13 protein-coding genes, 2 pseudogenes and 1 riboswitch are annotated in these 15,790 nt (G+C 68.3%); of the genes and pseudogenes, 8 read left to right on the forward strand and 7 right to left on the reverse strand.

Annotation, left to right across the window (positions count from 1 at the left end; all coding sequences use genetic code 11):
• Window positions 1-373 (forward strand): annotated as a pseudogene (locus tag MLGJGCBP_RS11840) (alpha/beta hydrolase); the annotation flags it as partial.
• A 252-nt stretch (window positions 374-625) separates the two neighbouring features.
• Here MLGJGCBP_RS11840 and MLGJGCBP_RS11845 read toward each other — a convergent pair.
• The 3 genes from MLGJGCBP_RS11845 to MLGJGCBP_RS11855 form a co-directional block, all read right to left on the reverse strand.
• On the reverse strand, window positions 626-1,066 hold the full coding sequence (locus MLGJGCBP_RS11845) for a VOC family protein (protein ID WP_160095756.1): 441 nt from the start codon (window positions 1,064-1,066) through the stop codon (window positions 626-628).
• A gap of 268 nt (window positions 1,067-1,334) precedes the next feature.
• Window positions 1,335-2,321 carry a glycoside hydrolase family 43 protein gene (locus tag MLGJGCBP_RS11850; protein ID WP_160095758.1) on the reverse strand — a complete coding sequence of 329 codons (987 nt, stop codon included), beginning with the start codon at window positions 2,319-2,321 and terminating at the stop codon, window positions 1,335-1,337.
• 152 nt (window positions 2,322-2,473) lie between these two features.
• The gene (locus MLGJGCBP_RS11855; protein ID WP_160095760.1) at window positions 2,474-3,637 is read right to left on the reverse strand and encodes a sensor histidine kinase; all 1,164 of its coding nucleotides are present in this window, start codon (window positions 3,635-3,637) and stop codon (window positions 2,474-2,476) included.
• Window positions 3,638-3,683: 46 nt separating this feature from the next.
• Here MLGJGCBP_RS11855 and MLGJGCBP_RS11860 point away from each other — a divergent pair, with 46 nt between their 5' ends.
• From MLGJGCBP_RS11860 to MLGJGCBP_RS11880, 5 genes and pseudogenes are all read left to right on the forward strand, one after another.
• The gene (locus tag MLGJGCBP_RS11860) at window positions 3,684-4,451 is read left to right on the forward strand and encodes a TSUP family transporter (protein WP_160095762.1); all 768 of its coding nucleotides are present in this window, start codon (window positions 3,684-3,686) and stop codon (window positions 4,449-4,451) included.
• Window positions 4,452-4,473: 22 nt separating this feature from the next.
• Window positions 4,474-5,993 (forward strand): annotated as a pseudogene (locus tag MLGJGCBP_RS11865) (TldD/PmbA family protein).
• Window positions 5,990-7,351: a metallopeptidase TldD-related protein gene (locus tag MLGJGCBP_RS11870; protein ID WP_160095764.1), complete on the forward strand. Its 1,362-nt coding sequence runs from the start codon at window positions 5,990-5,992 to the stop codon at window positions 7,349-7,351. Before MLGJGCBP_RS11865 ends, MLGJGCBP_RS11870 begins: the two are co-directional and overlap by 4 nt.
• Before the next feature lie 219 nt (window positions 7,352-7,570).
• On the forward strand, window positions 7,571-7,777 hold the full coding sequence (locus tag MLGJGCBP_RS11875) for a hypothetical protein (protein WP_087557464.1): 207 nt from the start codon (window positions 7,571-7,573) through the stop codon (window positions 7,775-7,777).
• Window positions 7,774-8,121, forward strand: a complete 348-nt coding sequence (locus MLGJGCBP_RS11880; RefSeq protein ID WP_160095766.1) for an ANTAR domain-containing protein — start codon at window positions 7,774-7,776, stop codon at window positions 8,119-8,121. The genes MLGJGCBP_RS11875 and MLGJGCBP_RS11880 overlap by 4 nt, the downstream gene beginning before the upstream one ends.
• Here the strand turns inward: MLGJGCBP_RS11880 and MLGJGCBP_RS11885 are convergent.
• Window positions 8,090-9,277: a DUF418 domain-containing protein gene (locus MLGJGCBP_RS11885; RefSeq protein WP_160095768.1), complete on the reverse strand. Its 1,188-nt coding sequence runs from the start codon at window positions 9,275-9,277 to the stop codon at window positions 8,090-8,092. The genes MLGJGCBP_RS11880 and MLGJGCBP_RS11885 overlap by 32 nt on opposite strands.
• Window positions 9,278-9,357: 80 nt before the next feature.
• Here MLGJGCBP_RS11885 and MLGJGCBP_RS11890 point away from each other — a divergent pair, with 80 nt between their 5' ends.
• Window positions 9,358-9,942 carry a TetR/AcrR family transcriptional regulator gene (locus tag MLGJGCBP_RS11890; RefSeq protein WP_160095770.1) on the forward strand — a complete coding sequence of 195 codons (585 nt, stop codon included), beginning with the start codon at window positions 9,358-9,360 and terminating at the stop codon, window positions 9,940-9,942.
• A gap of 22 nt (window positions 9,943-9,964) precedes the next feature.
• Here MLGJGCBP_RS11890 and MLGJGCBP_RS11895 read toward each other — a convergent pair whose 3' ends face one another.
• Genes MLGJGCBP_RS11895 through cobN form a run of 3 tightly spaced genes read right to left on the reverse strand, consistent with a single transcriptional unit; the run spans window position 9,965 to window position 14,439 of the window.
• Complete coding sequence (locus MLGJGCBP_RS11895) at window positions 9,965-10,402, reverse strand: TIGR03618 family F420-dependent PPOX class oxidoreductase (protein WP_160095772.1); 438 nt, start codon at window positions 10,400-10,402, stop codon at window positions 9,965-9,967.
• 21 nt (window positions 10,403-10,423) lie between these two features.
• Complete coding sequence (locus MLGJGCBP_RS11900; protein ID WP_160095774.1) at window positions 10,424-10,819, reverse strand: PPOX class F420-dependent oxidoreductase; 396 nt, start codon at window positions 10,817-10,819, stop codon at window positions 10,424-10,426.
• 17 nt (window positions 10,820-10,836) lie between these two features.
• The gene (gene cobN / locus MLGJGCBP_RS11905; protein ID WP_160095776.1) at window positions 10,837-14,439 is read right to left on the reverse strand and encodes a cobaltochelatase subunit CobN; all 3,603 of its coding nucleotides are present in this window, start codon (window positions 14,437-14,439) and stop codon (window positions 10,837-10,839) included.
• 56 nt (window positions 14,440-14,495) lie between these two features.
• Window positions 14,496-14,638, reverse strand: a riboswitch (cobalamin riboswitch).
• Between the two features lie 6 nt (window positions 14,639-14,644).
• On the opposite strand from cobN, the gene cobG reads away from it, so the two are divergent.
• Entirely contained in the window at window positions 14,645-15,778 is a 1,134-nt protein-coding gene (gene cobG, locus MLGJGCBP_RS11910; RefSeq protein WP_160095778.1) for a precorrin-3B synthase, read from the forward strand.
• The last annotated feature ends 12 nt before the right edge of the window (window positions 15,779-15,790 follow it).

Consider the following 15,790-nt stretch of genomic DNA (forward strand, 5'->3'; position numbering starts at 1 on the left):
CCCGGAATGGCGAGCCACCCTGGACGCCCTGCTTTCGCTGCCCGAAATCGGCGGTCCGGTCGGGTACTCGGGAGGGGTGATCGCCATCGGCATCCGGCTGGCAGTGGTCGAGCCGCGCATCACGGCCGCCCTCCTGTTCGCCGGGAGTTTCGTGCCCCGCAGCATGTTCGAGGAGGCCCGGCAGGTCACCATTCCGCTGCAGGTCCTACTGCAATGGGACGACGAAGGAAACGACCGGCAAATGGCTCTGGACCTGTTCGACGCCTTCGGCTCCACGGAGAAGACACTGCACGCCAATATGGGCGGGCACACCGGCGTCCCCCAGTTCGAGGGCGATGACGGGAACCGGTTCTTCGCCCGGCACCTCGAGTAGGGCAGACCCGACAGGCCGGCAGCACACGATCGGAGCTGCCGGCCAGGATGCCGCTCATTCGAGATTGGCCTCGGCCCTTCTCGACAGGGAGGGTCCGATCCTCCTTTACCGGGCTAGGCCTCGAGCTCGGCGATCTCCTCGGCCGTGTCACCGCTGACGATCCGAGTCTCGGGCCAGTCGCCGGCGGATCCCCAGGCTCACCGGATTCCGTCGGGGTCACCTGATTGACACACGCGGGTAGCGCGCAGCGCGTCAGCCGATCTGCTCGAACAGGGACACGATAATCCCCTCTGGCCCACGCACGTAGGCCATCCGCACGCTGTTCTCGTACTCGCCGATGCCGCCGACGAGCCCGTACCCGTCCGCAGCCACCGCGTCGACGGCCTCCTGGAGGTCGCCGACCTCGAAGGACACGTTGCGCAGTCCAAGCTCGTTGGCCATCGCTGTTGGCGATCCGGGCACGTGATCGGGAGTGACGAAGGCCGAGAGCTCCAGCCGGGATCCACCGTCGGGTGGCCGCAGCATCACGATCTCACAATGTGCGCCGGGAATGCCGCAGACGGTCTCCACGAACTCGCCCTCCACGGATCCGGTGCCCTCTACCTCGAGGCCCAGTCCAACGAAGAACGCCGTTGCCGAGTCGAGGTCCGCGACGGTTATGCCGATGTGGTCGAAACGTTGTACGTGTGCCATGGGATCCATCCTCCAATGTTGAGCCGATTCGATGCTGGGACGGAGCCGGGGCTCGGATCTCGACAGTGAGTCCCGACAGTGGACCCGCCACCGATTGCCGCCGGCCGCCACTCTTGCCGAAACCCATGGTCGCCTGGACCCGCAGGACGACGTAGGAGCTCACGTCGTCTCGATGACTGGTGACCGATGTGGTCGTGAAAGAAGTGGCACGCCATCGATATAGAGCTGGATTTCCTGTGCCGACGACGTGACCGTCACCGTGTCGTCGTCACGCAGGCTCTGTCATCACGCCGAAGTGGCGCGCTGTCCCGGACAGCCCCGGAAGCTCTTGCACGGGCGACCACGTGCGCAACCCATCCGTGCTGTCGGAGTAGAGATACTTTCCTTCGGTGTAGGCGTCGAGATAGATCCGCCAGGCGTCGTTCGGCAATTGAACCAGGGCTGGGCCCTCCACCAGCGAGCCCCAATTTCCGGGCGGGACGAATGAATAGGGTCCCGTCACCGACGTCGCGACCGCGTGCTCGACGACCTTCTTCGTCTCGTTCTTGGTAAACGCATGGTAGGTCGATCCCACCTTGACCACGGTGGTGTCGATGTGGTCCGCGCCGATCCCGGCGAGCGGAACAGGCGGGCTCCACAACCTGAGCGATGGTTCCAGTGCCGTCATCAGATATGGCACGAATCCTCCACCGGTCGACAGCGACAGGATGACGTTGACTCGGTCGCCGTCCACGAACCATTCGGGCGCCCAGGCTTTGGTGACGAATGGCGACAGCGACGGTCCGTCCTTGAACCCGGCCGACCCCGAGAAGCCGGGCGGGCTCGCAGAACCCGTGCCGTCCCCCGTACCTGGCATGAACGCGCAGCAGAACGGGACCGGATAGTTCCCCAGGGGTGTCCAGTTGATGCGGTCACTACTGCGCGCGAAGCCGATATTCGCCCCACCGCCTGTTGTATAGGTGACGTAATACAACCCGTCTGTGTTCCGGAAGATGCTCGGATCACGCACAAGCCCTGACGGAGGCCGATACGCCGACAGTCCGACGGGTTGGAACTCCGTGCCGTCCCCCGACTCGTATACATCCATGTCGCGGTCGCTGACGTTGCTGAACGCCACCATTGTGTATCGCCAGCCGGGCGGCGCGGCGGCGCTGCTCCCCGGGGCCGCGACCAGCAGTCCCGCGACAGCGAGCATCACCATCGATACGGCCGAGAAGCAGGTTCGTCTGGTCAGCATCACCGGTGCAGTATCCATGACAGCAGGCGCACCATGCGTAACTTTGGCCGCACGCGTTGGGACAGATTGTGGTCGCGGCGGGCCTGATCATGGCTGCGGCGAGTCGCCGCAGAGACGCTCGCCGCGAACCGCGAGAAATCACAGCGGTACGCGCAGATTATGACGGCCGCTCAGTCCTCCAGTTCGAGCGGCAACTCCGCGGTGACCCGCCAACTCCCGTCGGTCTGCCGTCCCGCCTCGAGCGTGCCGTGCAGGACGGCGACCCGCTCCCGCATCCCTAGCAATCCGTTGCCCGATCCGAGCGAGAACTGCCCGGACGAGTTGCCGTTGTCGGTGATCTCGACGAGGACGTCCGTCTCGCGGCGCCGCACCCGCACCTTGGCTCGGGGGCGTTCTCCGGCGTGCCGGAGAACGTTGGTCAGCGATTCCTGGACGAGTCGGTGGACGCCGAGGCTGACTGCCGGGCTGACGTCGTCCAACTCCCCCGTCAGCTCCAGTTCCACGGGCAGGCCGGCGCTGCGCATCATGTCGACCACCCGGGCGAGGCCGGCCGTGCCGTGCTGGGGCATGTCGTCGGCCGCCGGTTCGGTGCGGAGCAGCGACACGGTGCGCCGCAGTTCCGCCAGCGCCTCCCGCCCGGTGCTCGCGATGTTGGTCAGTGCCTGCTTCGCGATGTCTGGGTTGCTCTTCAGGGCGTACGACGCACCGTCGGCCTGCACGATCATCACGCTCACCGCGTGCGCGACCACGTCGTGTAGTTCCCGGGCGATCCGGGTCCGCTCGGCGGCCACCGCGTCCTCGGCGCGGCGATCCCGGTCGTAGTCGGCGACGACGAGGCGAGCGGCGACCTCCTCGTCGTAGGCGCGGCGGGCGCCGAGGAATTCCGCGGTGATCCAGGACAGCGCGAAGACAAGGACCGAAAACAGTCCGGCCGCCAGCAATTGCTGCTCCAGCAACCAGATCGACAGGACGGAGTCGACGACCAGACCCGCCGCGTACACCGCGGCGGTGCGGCGGTCGACGTACGCGACGAGCGTGTACAGGGAGACGGCGAGCGCCAGCAGGCCGGGGTGCTCGGCGTCCAGGTCGCCGATGGAATAACTGATGAAGGTGATCGTGATGGACATCACCAGCACCGCGCCTGCCGCCGCCCGCGGATACCTGCGGCGCCACGCGATCGGCAGGCACAGCAGGAAACCCATGACCAGCTGCACCCAGGGCGAGCGGTCTCCCGACGCGGTGAACACGAACACCTCGAGGGTGAACAGGATCGCCGCCAACATCGAGTCCGCAACCGTCGGCTTGCCCCGCAGCCACAGACTGAACCTCCTCATGTCCACAGCGTAAGTACCTCGCGACGGGTGTGGTTGAGTCGGCACCATGAATGTGGGTGACTGGGCGCTTCTTCTCACCGCCGCGACGGCCGCCGGGTGGGTGGACGCCGTCGTCGGCGGCGGCGGGCTGATCCTCATTCCCGCACTGTTTCTCGTCGCACCGCAGCTGACGCCGCAGGCGGCGCTGGCCACCAACAAGCTCACCGCGTTCACTGGCACGTCCGCCGCCGTCGTCACGTTCGCGCGCCGCATCCCCATGAACTGGCGGCTACTGGTTCCCGCAGGTGTTCTCGCGGCGGTGACGTCCGCACTCGGCGCCGCGACGGTGTCGCGCATCGACAAGGACGTCTTCATCCCGCTCATCATGGCGGTGCTCGTCGGGGTCGCCGTGTTCGTGACCATCCGTCCGCAACTCGGGACCACGCTGGCGAAGGATCCCCCGACCCGGCGGAAGGTCGTTGCCGTCGTCCTGTTCTCCGCCGGGCTCCTCGGTTTCTACGACGGCCTGTTCGGGCCGGGCACCGGGACGTTCCTCATCATCAGCTTCGCGACGTTCCTCGGCACCGAATTCGTGCGCAGCGCCGCGATGGCGAAGGTGATCAATCTCGGATCGAATCTCGGTGCGCTGGTCTTCTTCGCCGCCACCGGCCACGTGCTGTGGGCGCTCGGCCTGAGCATGGCGGTCTGCAACGTGATCGGCGCGATCACCGGTTCGCGGATGGCACTGAGCAAGGGTGCCGGTTTCGTCCGGATCACGCTGCTGGTCGTGGTGATCGCGATGGTGATCCGGTTGGGTTGGCAGCAATTCGGGTGATCGACCGACTACGGTGGTCCAGGTGACGGCTCCACGACAGGTTGATCCGGAATTCCTTGCCCTTCCGCTGCGTTCGCTGGCGGACGCGGCACTCGCCGCCGCCCGTGCGGCGGGTGCGTCGCACGCCGATCTGCGGGTACACCGACTGACCAGCCAGTCCTTGCGGCTGCGCGACGGCGAAGTGCAATCGGCGGTCGACACGGACGAACTCGGGTTCGCGGTGCGTTCGTCGTCGACGGCACGTGGGGTTTCGCCTCGCACGCCGAGCTGACCCCCGCGACCGCCGCCGCCACCGCGGAACAGGCCGTCGCCGTCGCCCGGGCATTGCGCGGGCTGAACCGGGAAACCGTCGAACTCGCGGACGAGGCGGTGTACTCGGACGTGCACTGGGTGTCCGACTACGACGTCGATCCGTTCGAAATCCCCGCATCGGAGAAGATCTCGCTGCTCGGCGAATACTCCCGCCGACTGCTCGCGTCGGACGGCGTCGACCACGTCACCGCGGGATGCCTGCAGGTGAAGGAGCAGACGTTCTACGCCGATCTCGCCGGGTCCTCCATCGTGCAGCAACGGGTGCGGTTGCATCCGCAACTCGAAGCGACCACCGTCGACCAGTCGGCCGGCGTGTTCGAGACGATGCGCACCCTCGCTCCCCCCGTCGGCCGCGGATGGGAATACGTCGCCGGAGACGGCGTGTGGAACTGGACCGACGAACTCGCCCGCATCCCGGACCTGCTCGCCGAGAAGGTGAAGGCCCCCAGCGTGGTGGCCGGCCCCACCGATCTGGTGATCGACCCGACCAACCTGTGGTTGACGATCCACGAGTCCATCGGGCACGCCACCGAATACGACCGGGCCATCGGCTATGAGGCCGCCTACGCCGGCACGTCGTTCGCCACGCCCGACAAGCTCGGCACGCTGCGCTACGGGACACCGATCATGCGGGTGACCGCCGACCGGACCGAGCGGCACGGCCTCGCCACGGTCGGGTACGACGACGACGGCGTCGAGACGCAGTCCTGGGACCTGATCGCCGACGGGATTCTCGTCGGCTACCAACTCGACCGGGCGTTCGCGCCCCGGCTCGGGCTGGCGCGGTCGAACGGCTGCTCGTACGCCGACTCGCCGCACCACGTCCCGATCCAGCGGATGGCGAACGTGTCGTTGCAGCCCGATCCCGACACCGACCGCAGCACCGAGGACCTGATCTCCGGGGTGGAGGACGGCATCTACGTGGTCGGCGACAAGTCCTGGTCGATCGACATGCAGCGCTACAACTTCCAGTTCACCGGCCAGCGGTTCTACCGCATCCGCGGCGGCAAGCTCGACGGGCAATTCCGCGACGTCGCCTATCAGGCGACGACCACCGACTTCTGGGGTTCGATGGACGCCGTCGGCGGCCGGTCGACGTGGCAGCTCGGCGGCGCGTTCAACTGCGGGAAGGCGCAGCCCGGTCAGGTCGCGGCCGTCAGCCACGGCTGCCCGTCGGCATTGTTCCGCGGCGTCAACGTACTGAACACCCGGACGGAAGGCGGCCGATGATCGCACCGCAGCAACTCGTCGAGCAGGTCCTCGCCCGGGCCACCGTGGACGAAACCATCGTGATCGTCACCGATGCCAGCGAGGCGTCGCTGCGGTGGGCGGGCAACTCGATGACCACCAACGGCGTGTCCACCTCACGCAGTTGGACGGTCATCTCCATCGTCCGGTCCGGGCAGGACGCCAGGGTCGGGATCGTCACCTCCGCGTCCGTCGACGTCGCCGACATCGACGGGGTGGTCCGATCCGCCGAAATCTCCGCCCGCGCAGCCACACCCGCGTCCGATTCGATGCCGCTGCTCGCCGGAACCGGCACCGACGAGCACTGGGAGGATTCGGCGCAGCGCACCGAAATCGGCGCGTTCGAACAACTCGCCCAGGATCTGAGCATGGGCTTCGACGGCGACGACCAGCTCTACGGTTTCGCGCACCATCAGCTGCACACCACGTGGCTGGGCACGTCGACGGGGATCCGGCGCCGATTCGTCCAGCCGACCGGGTCGGTCGAGATCAACGGCAAACGCGGCGACGCCAGCGCCTGGGTGGGCACCAGCACCAAGGACTTCACCGATGTGGCCGGAGTGAAGTTGCTCGAGGACCTGTCGACGCGTCTGGACTGGGCCGGCAACCGCGTGGAGTTGCCCGCGGGCCGGTACGAGACGATCCTGCCGCCGTCCGCGGTCGCGGACCTCATGATCTACCTCATGTGGACCATGGAGGGCAGGGCCGCTGAAGAGGGCCATTCCGCCCTGTCGGCGCCCGGTGGAACCCGCATCGGCGAACAGCTCAGTGCACTCCCCCTCACCCTCTATTCCGATCCCGCCGCGCTCGGCCTGGAATATGCGCCGTTCGTGATCGCCGGGTCGTCGTCCGAATCGGTGTCCGTCTTCGACAACGGGATGGACGCGGGCCGGGTCGACTGGATCCGCGACGGCACAGTCGGTGCGCTCGCATACCCGCGGGCGGCGGCGAAGGAGTTCGGCGCCGAGGCGACCGTGCCCGGCGACAACCTGATCCTCGACGCCGGCGGTTCGGTGTCGCTCGACCAGATGGTGGCCGAGACCGAACGCGGACTGCTGCTGACCACCCTCTGGTACATCCGGGAGGTCGACCCTGCCACGCTGCTGCTCACGGGCTTGACGCGGGACGGCGTCTACCTCGTCGAGAACGGGAAGGTCACGGGCGCCGTGAACAACTTCCGATTCAACGAGAGCCCCCTGGACCTGCTGCGGAGGGTCACGCAGGCCGGCGCCACCGAGCGGACCCTGCCCCGCGAGTGGAAGGACTGGTTCACCCGGACGGCGATGCCGTCGCTGCGGGTGCCGGACTTCCACATGTCGTCGGTCAGCAAGGCGCTCTGAGGGTGCAATTTCTATGCGGACGCTCGTCTAGGTGACAGCCCGTGAGGTTTCCGTTATAAATGCTGCAGACATCACGCATATGAGATTTCTCACTCCAGAGACGTTTGGCCGCGGATGTCATATTCAGGTCTCCAGAGAACGGGACCGAAACTCACCGCATCGCCGCGTGGTCGGCGCACGCCCTGAGTCCGTCCCTTGCACGTCTCAATAGGAGGTTTCATGCACTCCGATACCCGCATACGCGAAGCACTCCACGGCCACACCAAGCTCACGAGACGGTTCGCGCTCGCCGACGTGGCACTGACGACATTCGTCTGCCTCGTCTGCGCCACCGGCATAGGCATCATCACCGGTTCAGTTCTCGCCGCCGCGACGGGGGGACTGATCGTCGTCCTCGCCACGGCGCTGATGGTGGCGGCGGTATGACCGCGCCGAGCATTCAGCGAAGTTTCCCAATCCAGGAGATCACAGTGTCGAACGACGTACTCGAGGCCGCACCGGCTGCACATTCGATTCCGCACCGCCACCCGGACGGACGCGAGGTCCTCGCCACCGCGAAGGGAATCCTCATCGCCACCCGCGGATACGGCGACGCCGAGGCGTTCGAGGAATTGCTCGACGTCTCCCGCCACCACCACGTCAGCGTGTTGCGGGCGGCGAAGTCGCTGGTGGAATTGGCGACTCGGCGCCAGCCGTGCCCGTCCGTGACGACGCCGGCACCGGCGTACGCCCTCGCGTTCAAGGAATGGACGACGCTGCTGGCGCGATGACGCCGCACCGGTCCGCCCGGGTGAGACGCTGGTAACCCCGATGTGTGAGCCATTCGAGCGGCCCACGATCGAATCGCCGCAACCACAGGTGTGACACAACGATCAGGGTCGCCGAGACGGCAGTGAACAGCGCGACCGTCGCCGGAACCACGGTGGTGCCGTCCAACCGGGCCGCGAGACCGAATCCCCAGCCGTAGCAGACAATCGAGCACAGAATATTCTGCAGCACATAGCAACTGAGCGCGGTGCGGCCGACGCCCGAGATTGCCCGGCCGGGTGCTCCGGGTGTGCGTCCCTCGGCGTAGCGGTGCGCGATCGCGGCGAGTAATCCCAATGCCACGATCGGCGCGGTCCCGTACCTGCCGAGGATCAGACCCGCGTCTCCACCGAACAGTCCGAGCGCGAGGTCGAGCGGAAGGGCGATCGCGAGGCCCGCGACAATCAGCCGGCGACGCAGCGTGCCGCGGTCCGGGTCGAGGAAGCGCGCACCATAGAGGTGCGCGCCGACGAGGAACAGTGCGATCGACAGCGGCAGGATGAACAGCACCTCGAGCCGGAACAGCACCAGATTGTCGGCGCGGAAGGCGACGAGGTCCCAGAAACTGCCGTCCGCATAGGGATTCGGTGACAGCGGCTGCGGTTCCCGCGCAGGCGCCGAGGACAGCGCCGCGACGACGAGGGCGAGCATCGCCGCGTGGACGGCCACCGCGCACACGATCCACGTTCGTTGCGCGCGGATGCCCGTGGTGAGGATGAAGGCGACGATCAGTCCGGTGAGGGCGTAGCCGGTCAGGACGTCGAACTCGGTGAACAGCAGGAAGTGCAGTGCTCCGTCGAGCATCAGTAGCGCTGCGCGCCAGGGGTATCCGCCCGGCCATCGCTGACCGCGCCGCTGGGCGGACCGCTGCTGGATGACCAGCCCGATGCCGAACATCACGGTGAGCAGGCCGAGGAACTTGCCCTGCGCGAATTGCTGCAGCACCGCCTGCACCGGAGCCCATCCCCCGGTGGCCCTTCCGGTGCCGTTGATGTATCCGACCAACCCCTCGACGTTGGTGAAGATCCAGATGTTGGTGGCGAGCGTGCCCAGGATCGCCGCTCCGCGCATGACGTCGAGCGCGGCGTAGCGGTGGGAACTCGATGGTTGCGACGTCATCCGTTCAGCCCCTCCAGTACTTGTTAGTACGATCGTGCCAACAAAAGTTGATGCTAACACGACCGTGTTAACATGGCGGGGTGCCGAAGCTCATCGACCACGACCGACGGCAGCAGGACATCGCCGAGGCTCTGTGGCGGGTGATCCAACGCGACGGCATCGGCGCCGTGTCCGTCCGCGACGTGGCCGCCGAGGCCGGCATCTCCAGCGGATCACTGCGGCACGTGTTCGCCAGCAAGGCCGAACTTCTCGCCTATTCGATGCGTCTGGTCGCCACCCGGGTCCGCGAACGCGCACAAGCCCATGCCTCGATCGACGACCCGTGGCAGCGTGCGCTTGCCGTGCTGGACGAGGTACTCCCCCTCGACGATCGCCGACGCTGCGAAATGGAAGTGAACCTGGCACTCGTCGCCGAGAGCCCCGCCCACCCCCTGCTGAAGGACATCGCCCTCGACGCCCAGCGACAACTCCGCGGTGCGTGCGCCGCGATCCTGACGGGTCTCGCGCGGCACGGTCTCGTCGCGACGGACATCGACGTGGAAGCGGAGGCGATGCGTCTACACGCACTCGTCGACGGTGTGGCGATGCACGTTCTGCTCGGCGACACCGACACTCCCGACACGGCGCAGCGCATGATCGCCGAGCATCTCCGCAGCCTCGCCTGAGGGGTTCGTGCCTCGCAGGTTGTCAGTTGCTGTAGACCCGATCGACCCGGACGAAGACGACCGCCCGACCCTGCTCTGCCATCACCCGGTCGTATTCGTCCCAGTCGTCGTGCGTGCCTCCGGCGGCGACGAACACCTCCCGACGCAGAAGCCGCAGTCTCTCGTCGTCGAGCCACGGCTGGGGGTCGTCGGGACCGGCTATCTCGGCTGTTCCCTCGACGGTCGCCCACTGCCACCCATCCCGGAAAGTTGTCGCGACCTGAGGGCGAGACCGCAGGTTGTTCAATTTCACCTTTCCGTAGGTCACGAATCCCAGAACCGGTTCGCCCGTGGCCGGGTGCTCGAGCAGGCCGACGTTGACCATCGAACCCTGAATGGTTCCATTCGCGCGAAGGGTGGCGACCACCGCCAGACCGTTGTCGTCCCGTGCCAGCGCTACAGCTTCCTCGAGAGTCGTCATCCACCGAGACTACTGCGGTTCCTACCGGTCGTCGGCCGTGACGGCGAGTCCGATGGTGCCGGACTTCCCTCGGCGCAGGAGGCTGCCTTTCATCGTGAGCCAGCCGAGGATGCCGTACTTGCGGGCGATCACGTCCCGGGTGTGGTCGGTGTCCGCGGCGTCGAGGATGACGGCGCGGGCGGGCACCTCGGGGCCCTTCGGCTTGCCGCGCGCGTCGCACGCGGCCACCGTCACCTCCGGATTGCGGCGGATGCGTTTGACCTTGTAGGAGTCGGTGACCGTCCACATCAGCAGACGGTCACCGTCGGCGGCGGCCCACAGTGGCGTCGCCACCGGGGTGCCGTCTTTCCGAAACGTGGTGAGCAGGACATACTTCGCGGACGACACCCGATCGAATTCTGTGGTCACCCGGCCCATGCTAGCCCGGAAGCCGGTCAGTCCCCTTCGAGTTCGCCTTCGGTTTCGAGGTACACCTGCCGCAGGCCGTCGAGGGTCTCCTGCTCGGGGTGCTCCCACATGTCCCGCTCGGCCGCTTCGAGGAGGCGTTCGGCGATGCCGTGCAGGGCCCACGGATTGGACTGTTCCATGAACTTGCGGTTCTGCTCGTCCAGCACGTACGACTCGGCGAGTTTCTCGTACATCCAGTCGGCGACGACGTTGGTGGTGGCGTCGTATCCGAACAGGTAGTCGACGGTCGCCGCCATCTCGAACGCACCCTTGTAGCCGTGGCGGCGCATCGCCTCGAGCCACCGCGGGTTCACGACCCGGGCCCGGAAGACGCGGGACGTCTCCTCCGACAGGGTCCGGGTGCGCACCGACTCGGGCCGGGTGCTGTCGCCGATGTACGCCTCGGGCGACTTCCCGGTGAGCGCCCGCACGGTCGCGACCATCCCGCCGTGGTACTGGAAGTAGTCGTCGGCGTCCGCGATGTCGTGTTCGCGGGTGTCGGTGTTCTTGGCCGCCACGGTGATTCGCCGGTAGGCCGTCCGCATGTCGTCGGCGGCGGGTGCGCCGTCCAGTCCGCGGCCGTACGCGAACCCACCCCACGTGGTGTACACGTCGGCGAGGTCGGCGTCGCCGCGCCAGCTCTTGGAGTCGATCAGCTGGAGCAGTCCGGCCCCGTAGGTGCCCGGCTTGGACCCGAAGATGCGGGTGGTCGCGCGCCGTTCGTCGCCGTGCTCGGCGAGATCCGCCTGCGCGTGGGCGCGCACGAAGTTGCTCTCGGCCGGTTCGTCCAGTGCGGCGACGAGCCGGACGGCGTCGTCGAGCAGCGCCAGGACGTGCGGGAACGCGTCCCGGAAGAAGCCGCTGATCCGGACCGTGACGTCGATGCGCGGACGGCCCAGTTCGTCGAGGTCGATCACCTCGAGGTTCACCACGCGCCGGCTCGCCTCGTCCCACACCGGTCGCACGCCGAGCAGCGCGAAGACCTCGGCGATGTCGTCTCCGGACGTGCGCATCGCGGACGTGCCCCACACGGACAGACCCACCGACCGCGGCCACTCGCCGTGATCGGACTTGTAGCGGTCCAGCAACGATTCGGCCATCGCCTGACCGGTCTCCCAGGCGAGCCGGGACGGCACGGCCTTCGGGTCGACGGAGTAGAAGTTCCGGCCTGTCGGGAGCACATTGATCAGCCCGCGCAGTGGCGACCCGCTCGGCCCGGCGGCGATGAAACCGCCGTCGAGCGCGTGCAGCACCTGAGCGATCTCGTTGTCCGTCTCCCGCAGCCGGGGCACCACCTCGGTGGCGGCGAAGCGCAGGATCTTCGCGACCGTGGCGTCTTCGGTGAGGGTGTCGGCGGTGTCCGGGTTCCAGTCGGCGTCGTGCATGCCCTGCACCAGCGCGTGCGCCTGCTGCTCGATCTCGTCCACGCGGATGCGGGATTCGTCGCCGTCCTCGCTGAGGCCGAGTGCCTCACGGAGTCCGGGGACGTTCTGCTCGCCGCCCCACATCTGCCGGGCGCGCAGCATGGCGAGCACCAGTTCGACCTCGGCGTCGTCCCGGGGCGCCGCACCGAGCACGTGGAGGCCGTCCCGGATCTGGACGTCCTTGATCTCGCACAGCCAGCCGTCGACGTGCAGCAGCATGTCGTCGAACACGTCCTCGTCGGGACGTTCCTCGAGTCCGAGGTCGTGGTCCATCTTCGCGGCACGCATCAGCGTCCAGATCTGCTGGCGAATGGCGGGCAGCTTGGACGGGTCGAGTGCGGAGATGTTCGAGTGCTCGTCGAGGAGTTGCTCGAGCCGCGAGATGTCGCCGTAACTCTCGGCGCGGGCCATCGGCGGGATCAGGTGATCGACGAGGGTCGCGTGGGCGCGGCGCTTGGCCTGCGTGCCCTCGCCGGGGTCGTTGACGAGGAACGGGTAGATCAGGGGCAGGTCGCCGAGCGCGGCGTCGGTGCCGCACGACGCGGACATGCCGAGCGTCTTGCCGGGCAGCCATTCGAGGTTTCCGTGCTTGCCGAGATGGACGACGGCGTCGGCGCCGAAACCGCCGGCCGCGGCGTCCGCCGCGATCCACCGGTACGCGGCGAGGTAGTGGTGGCTCGGCGGCAGGTCCGGGTCGTGGTAGATCGCGACCGGCTTCTCCCCGAATCCGCGCGGCGGCTGCACCATCAGCACGAGGTTTCCGAACTGCATTGCAGCGATGACGATTTCGCCAGCGGGGTCCTGCGAGCGGTCGACGTACAGTTCGCCCGGCGCGGGTCCCCAGTGTTCCTCGACGCCCTCGCGCAGTTCGGCGGGCAGCGCCGAGAACCACTCGCGATAGCGCGCGGCGGAGATCCGGATCGGGTTCCCCTCCAGTTGCTCCGCGGTCAGCCAGTCCGGGTCCTGGCCGCCTGCGGCGATGAGGGCGTGGATGAGCGCGTCGCCGTCCTGGGCTGCGAGGCCGGGCACGGAGTCCGGCCCGTCCACGGGGCCCAGGTCGTAGCAGGCGGCCCGCATCTCGGTGAGCAACCTGATCGCGCTGGCCGGGGTGTCGAGACCGACGGCGTTGCCGATGCGGGCGTGCTTCGTCGGGTACGCCGACAGCATTAGGGCGATCCGGCGCTCGGGCGCGGGGATGTGCCGGAGCCGGGCGTGCCGGACGGCGATGCCCGCCACCCGGGAGGCGCGCTCGGCGTCGGGAACGTAGGTGGACAGGCCGTCGGCGTCGATCTCCTTGAACGAGAACGGCACCGTGATCAGCCGGCCGTCGAACTCGGGGACAGCGACCTGGGTGGCCACGTCGAGCGGGGACAGTCCGTCGTCGTTGGACTCCCACGACTCACGGCTGCTGGTCAGGCAGAGCCCCTGCAGGATCGGCACGTCCAGCGCGGCCAGCGCGGCGACGTCCCACGCCTCGTCGTCGCCGCCGGCCGAGACGCCCGCCGGCTTGGTGCCGCCTGCGGCGAGCACGGTGACCACCATCGCGTCTGCGCGGCGCAGCGTCGTCAGCAACTCCGGTTCGGCGGTGCGCAGCGACGCGCAGAAGATCGGCAGCGGAGTGCCGCCCGCCGCGTCGACGGCGTCGCACAGGGCCTCGATGTAGCGGGTGTTCCCGGCCAGGTGCTGGGCGCGGTAGTAGAGAACGGCGATCGTGGGGCGGGCCGCGTCGGCGTCGGGGGCGAACGGCGCGACACCCCAGCTCGGCAGGTGGACCGGCGCCTCGAAACCGTGCCCGGTCAGCAGCACGGTGTCCGACAGGAAGTGGTGCAGTTGGGCGAGGTTGTCGGCGCCGCCCTCGGCGAGATAGTTGTGCGCCTCCGCCGAGACACCGGCCGCGACCGTCGAGCACTCCATCAACTCGGCGTCCGGGGCGTGCTCGCCGCCGAGGACCACCACGGGCAGTCCGCTGGCCAGCACCGCGTCGAGTCCCTCTTCCCACGCCCGCTTGCCGCCCAGGATGCGCACCACGACCAGGTCGGCGCCGGCGAGCAGCCCCGGCAGATCCTCGTCGACCAGCAGCCGTGCCGGGTTGGCCCAGCGGTAGTCCGCCCCACTGGCACGTGCGCTGAGCAGGTCGGTGTCGGAGGTGGAGAGCAGCAGGATCACGTGTGGAGCCTTCCTGGGGGTGTCGCGCCCCGTGGCGGTGGTTCTGTGCGGAACCGGAGGTCGGAGGACGGCAGGTGAGGGTCTGGCTCGCCCACCGGTTTCGGCGAGCTCACAGTGGCGCGACCGCGCCGGATTCTCACCGGCTTCCTCTCCTGCTGTCGCAAGTGCTGGTGATGCTACCCGGGGCCGGACGTAACCTGGGACCATGGTCGACTCCCGTTCCCGCCCCGATGCATGCCCCGGCGCTTTGCAGGTCCACCAGGCGGCCGACGGTGCGCTCGCCCGGGTCCGCCTCCCCGGCGGCGTGCTGACGTCCGCGCAGCTGCAGACCCTCGCGGAATCGGCGCGCGACCTCGGGAACGGCGAGATCGAACTGACGTCCCGCGGCAATGCGCAACTGCGGGCGGTCCGCGACCCGCTGGAGTTCGCCCGGCGCCTCGCCGACGCGGGCCTGCTGCCCTCGGAGACACACGAACGGGTCCGGAACATCCTCGTCTCGCCGCTGACCGGCCGGATCGGTGGCCTCACGGACCTGCGCGAACTGGTCGGTGTCCTCGACCGGACGTTGTGCGCCGACTCCGCGTTGGCGGACCTGCCCGGCCGCACCCTGTTCACGCTCGACGACGGGCGGGGCGACGTCTCGGCGCTCGGCGGCGATTTCGGGGTCCACGCGGTCGATGGGTCGGAGGTCGCACTGATCCTCGCCGGTCGCGACAGCGGGGCCCGGATCCCGACAGCGGATTCGGTGTCGGTGCTCGTCGACGCCGCCCGCGTCTTCCTGGAGCTGCGCGATCGGCACTGGCGGCTGTCCGAGATCGTCGACGGGGTCGAGCGGACGCTGTCGGCGTTGACGCTCGCACCGACCGCCGACCCGGTGCCCGGGTTCGACGAGCACCGGCCTCCGATCGGGTGGCTCGACCAGCCGGACGGCAACGTGACCCTCGGCGGCGGTCTCGCGTTCGGGGTCCTCGACGCCCGGCTGGCGGAGTTTCTCGCCGCGGTCGAGAAGCCGGTGATCGTCACGCCGTGGAAAACGGTGCTGCTGTGCGATCTGGACGAGTGGTCAGCCGAGCAGGTGGTCCGGGTCCTCGCCCCGATGGGCCTGATCTTCGACGAGAACTCCCCGTGGCTGAACGTCAGCGCCTGCACCGGGCAACCCGGATGCGAGAAGGCCCTCGCCGATGTCCGGACCGACGCGCGGGACGCCGTCGCGAGCGGCGAACTCCCGGTGGAAGGCCGACAGCACTGGTCGGGCTGCGAGCGGTGCTGCGGCCGCCCCAAGGGCGAGGTCGCCGACGTCGTCGCCACCGAGACGGGTTACCGGGTGGAGGAGCGGTGAACCCGGAGCCTC

Origin of the sequence: Rhodococcus sp. T7, assembly GCF_009872365.1 — a bacterium.
Taxonomy (GTDB): Bacteria; Actinomycetota; Actinomycetes; order Mycobacteriales; family Mycobacteriaceae; genus Rhodococcus_F.

Bases quoted from the DNA above. Each gene is read 5' to 3' on its own strand.
- MLGJGCBP_RS11875 (WP_087557464.1), top strand. From the start codon at position 7,571: ATGCACTCCGATACCCGCATACGCGAAGCACTCCACGGCCACACCAAG.
- MLGJGCBP_RS11860 (WP_160095762.1), top strand. From the start codon at position 3,684: ATGAATGTGGGTGACTGGGCGCTTCTTCTCACCGCCGCGACGGCCGCC.
- MLGJGCBP_RS11880 (WP_160095766.1), top strand. From the start codon at position 7,774: ATGACCGCGCCGAGCATTCAGCGAAGTTTCCCAATCCAGGAGATCACA.
- cobG (WP_160095778.1), top strand. From the start codon at position 14,645: ATGGTCGACTCCCGTTCCCGCCCCGATGCATGCCCCGGCGCTTTGCAG.
- MLGJGCBP_RS11895 (WP_160095772.1), bottom strand. From the start codon at position 10,402: ATGACGACTCTCGAGGAAGCTGTAGCGCTGGCACGGGACGACAACGGT.
- MLGJGCBP_RS11845 (WP_160095756.1), bottom strand. From the start codon at position 1,066: ATGGCACACGTACAACGTTTCGACCACATCGGCATAACCGTCGCGGAC.
- MLGJGCBP_RS11900 (WP_160095774.1), bottom strand. From the start codon at position 10,819: ATGGGCCGGGTGACCACAGAATTCGATCGGGTGTCGTCCGCGAAGTAT.
- MLGJGCBP_RS11850 (WP_160095758.1), bottom strand. From the start codon at position 2,321: ATGGATACTGCACCGGTGATGCTGACCAGACGAACCTGCTTCTCGGCC.
- MLGJGCBP_RS11855 (WP_160095760.1), bottom strand. From the start codon at position 3,637: ATGAGGAGGTTCAGTCTGTGGCTGCGGGGCAAGCCGACGGTTGCGGAC.
- MLGJGCBP_RS11885 (WP_160095768.1), bottom strand. From the start codon at position 9,277: ATGACGTCGCAACCATCGAGTTCCCACCGCTACGCCGCGCTCGACGTC.
- MLGJGCBP_RS11870 (WP_160095764.1), top strand. From the start codon at position 5,990: ATGATCGCACCGCAGCAACTCGTCGAGCAGGTCCTCGCCCGGGCCACC.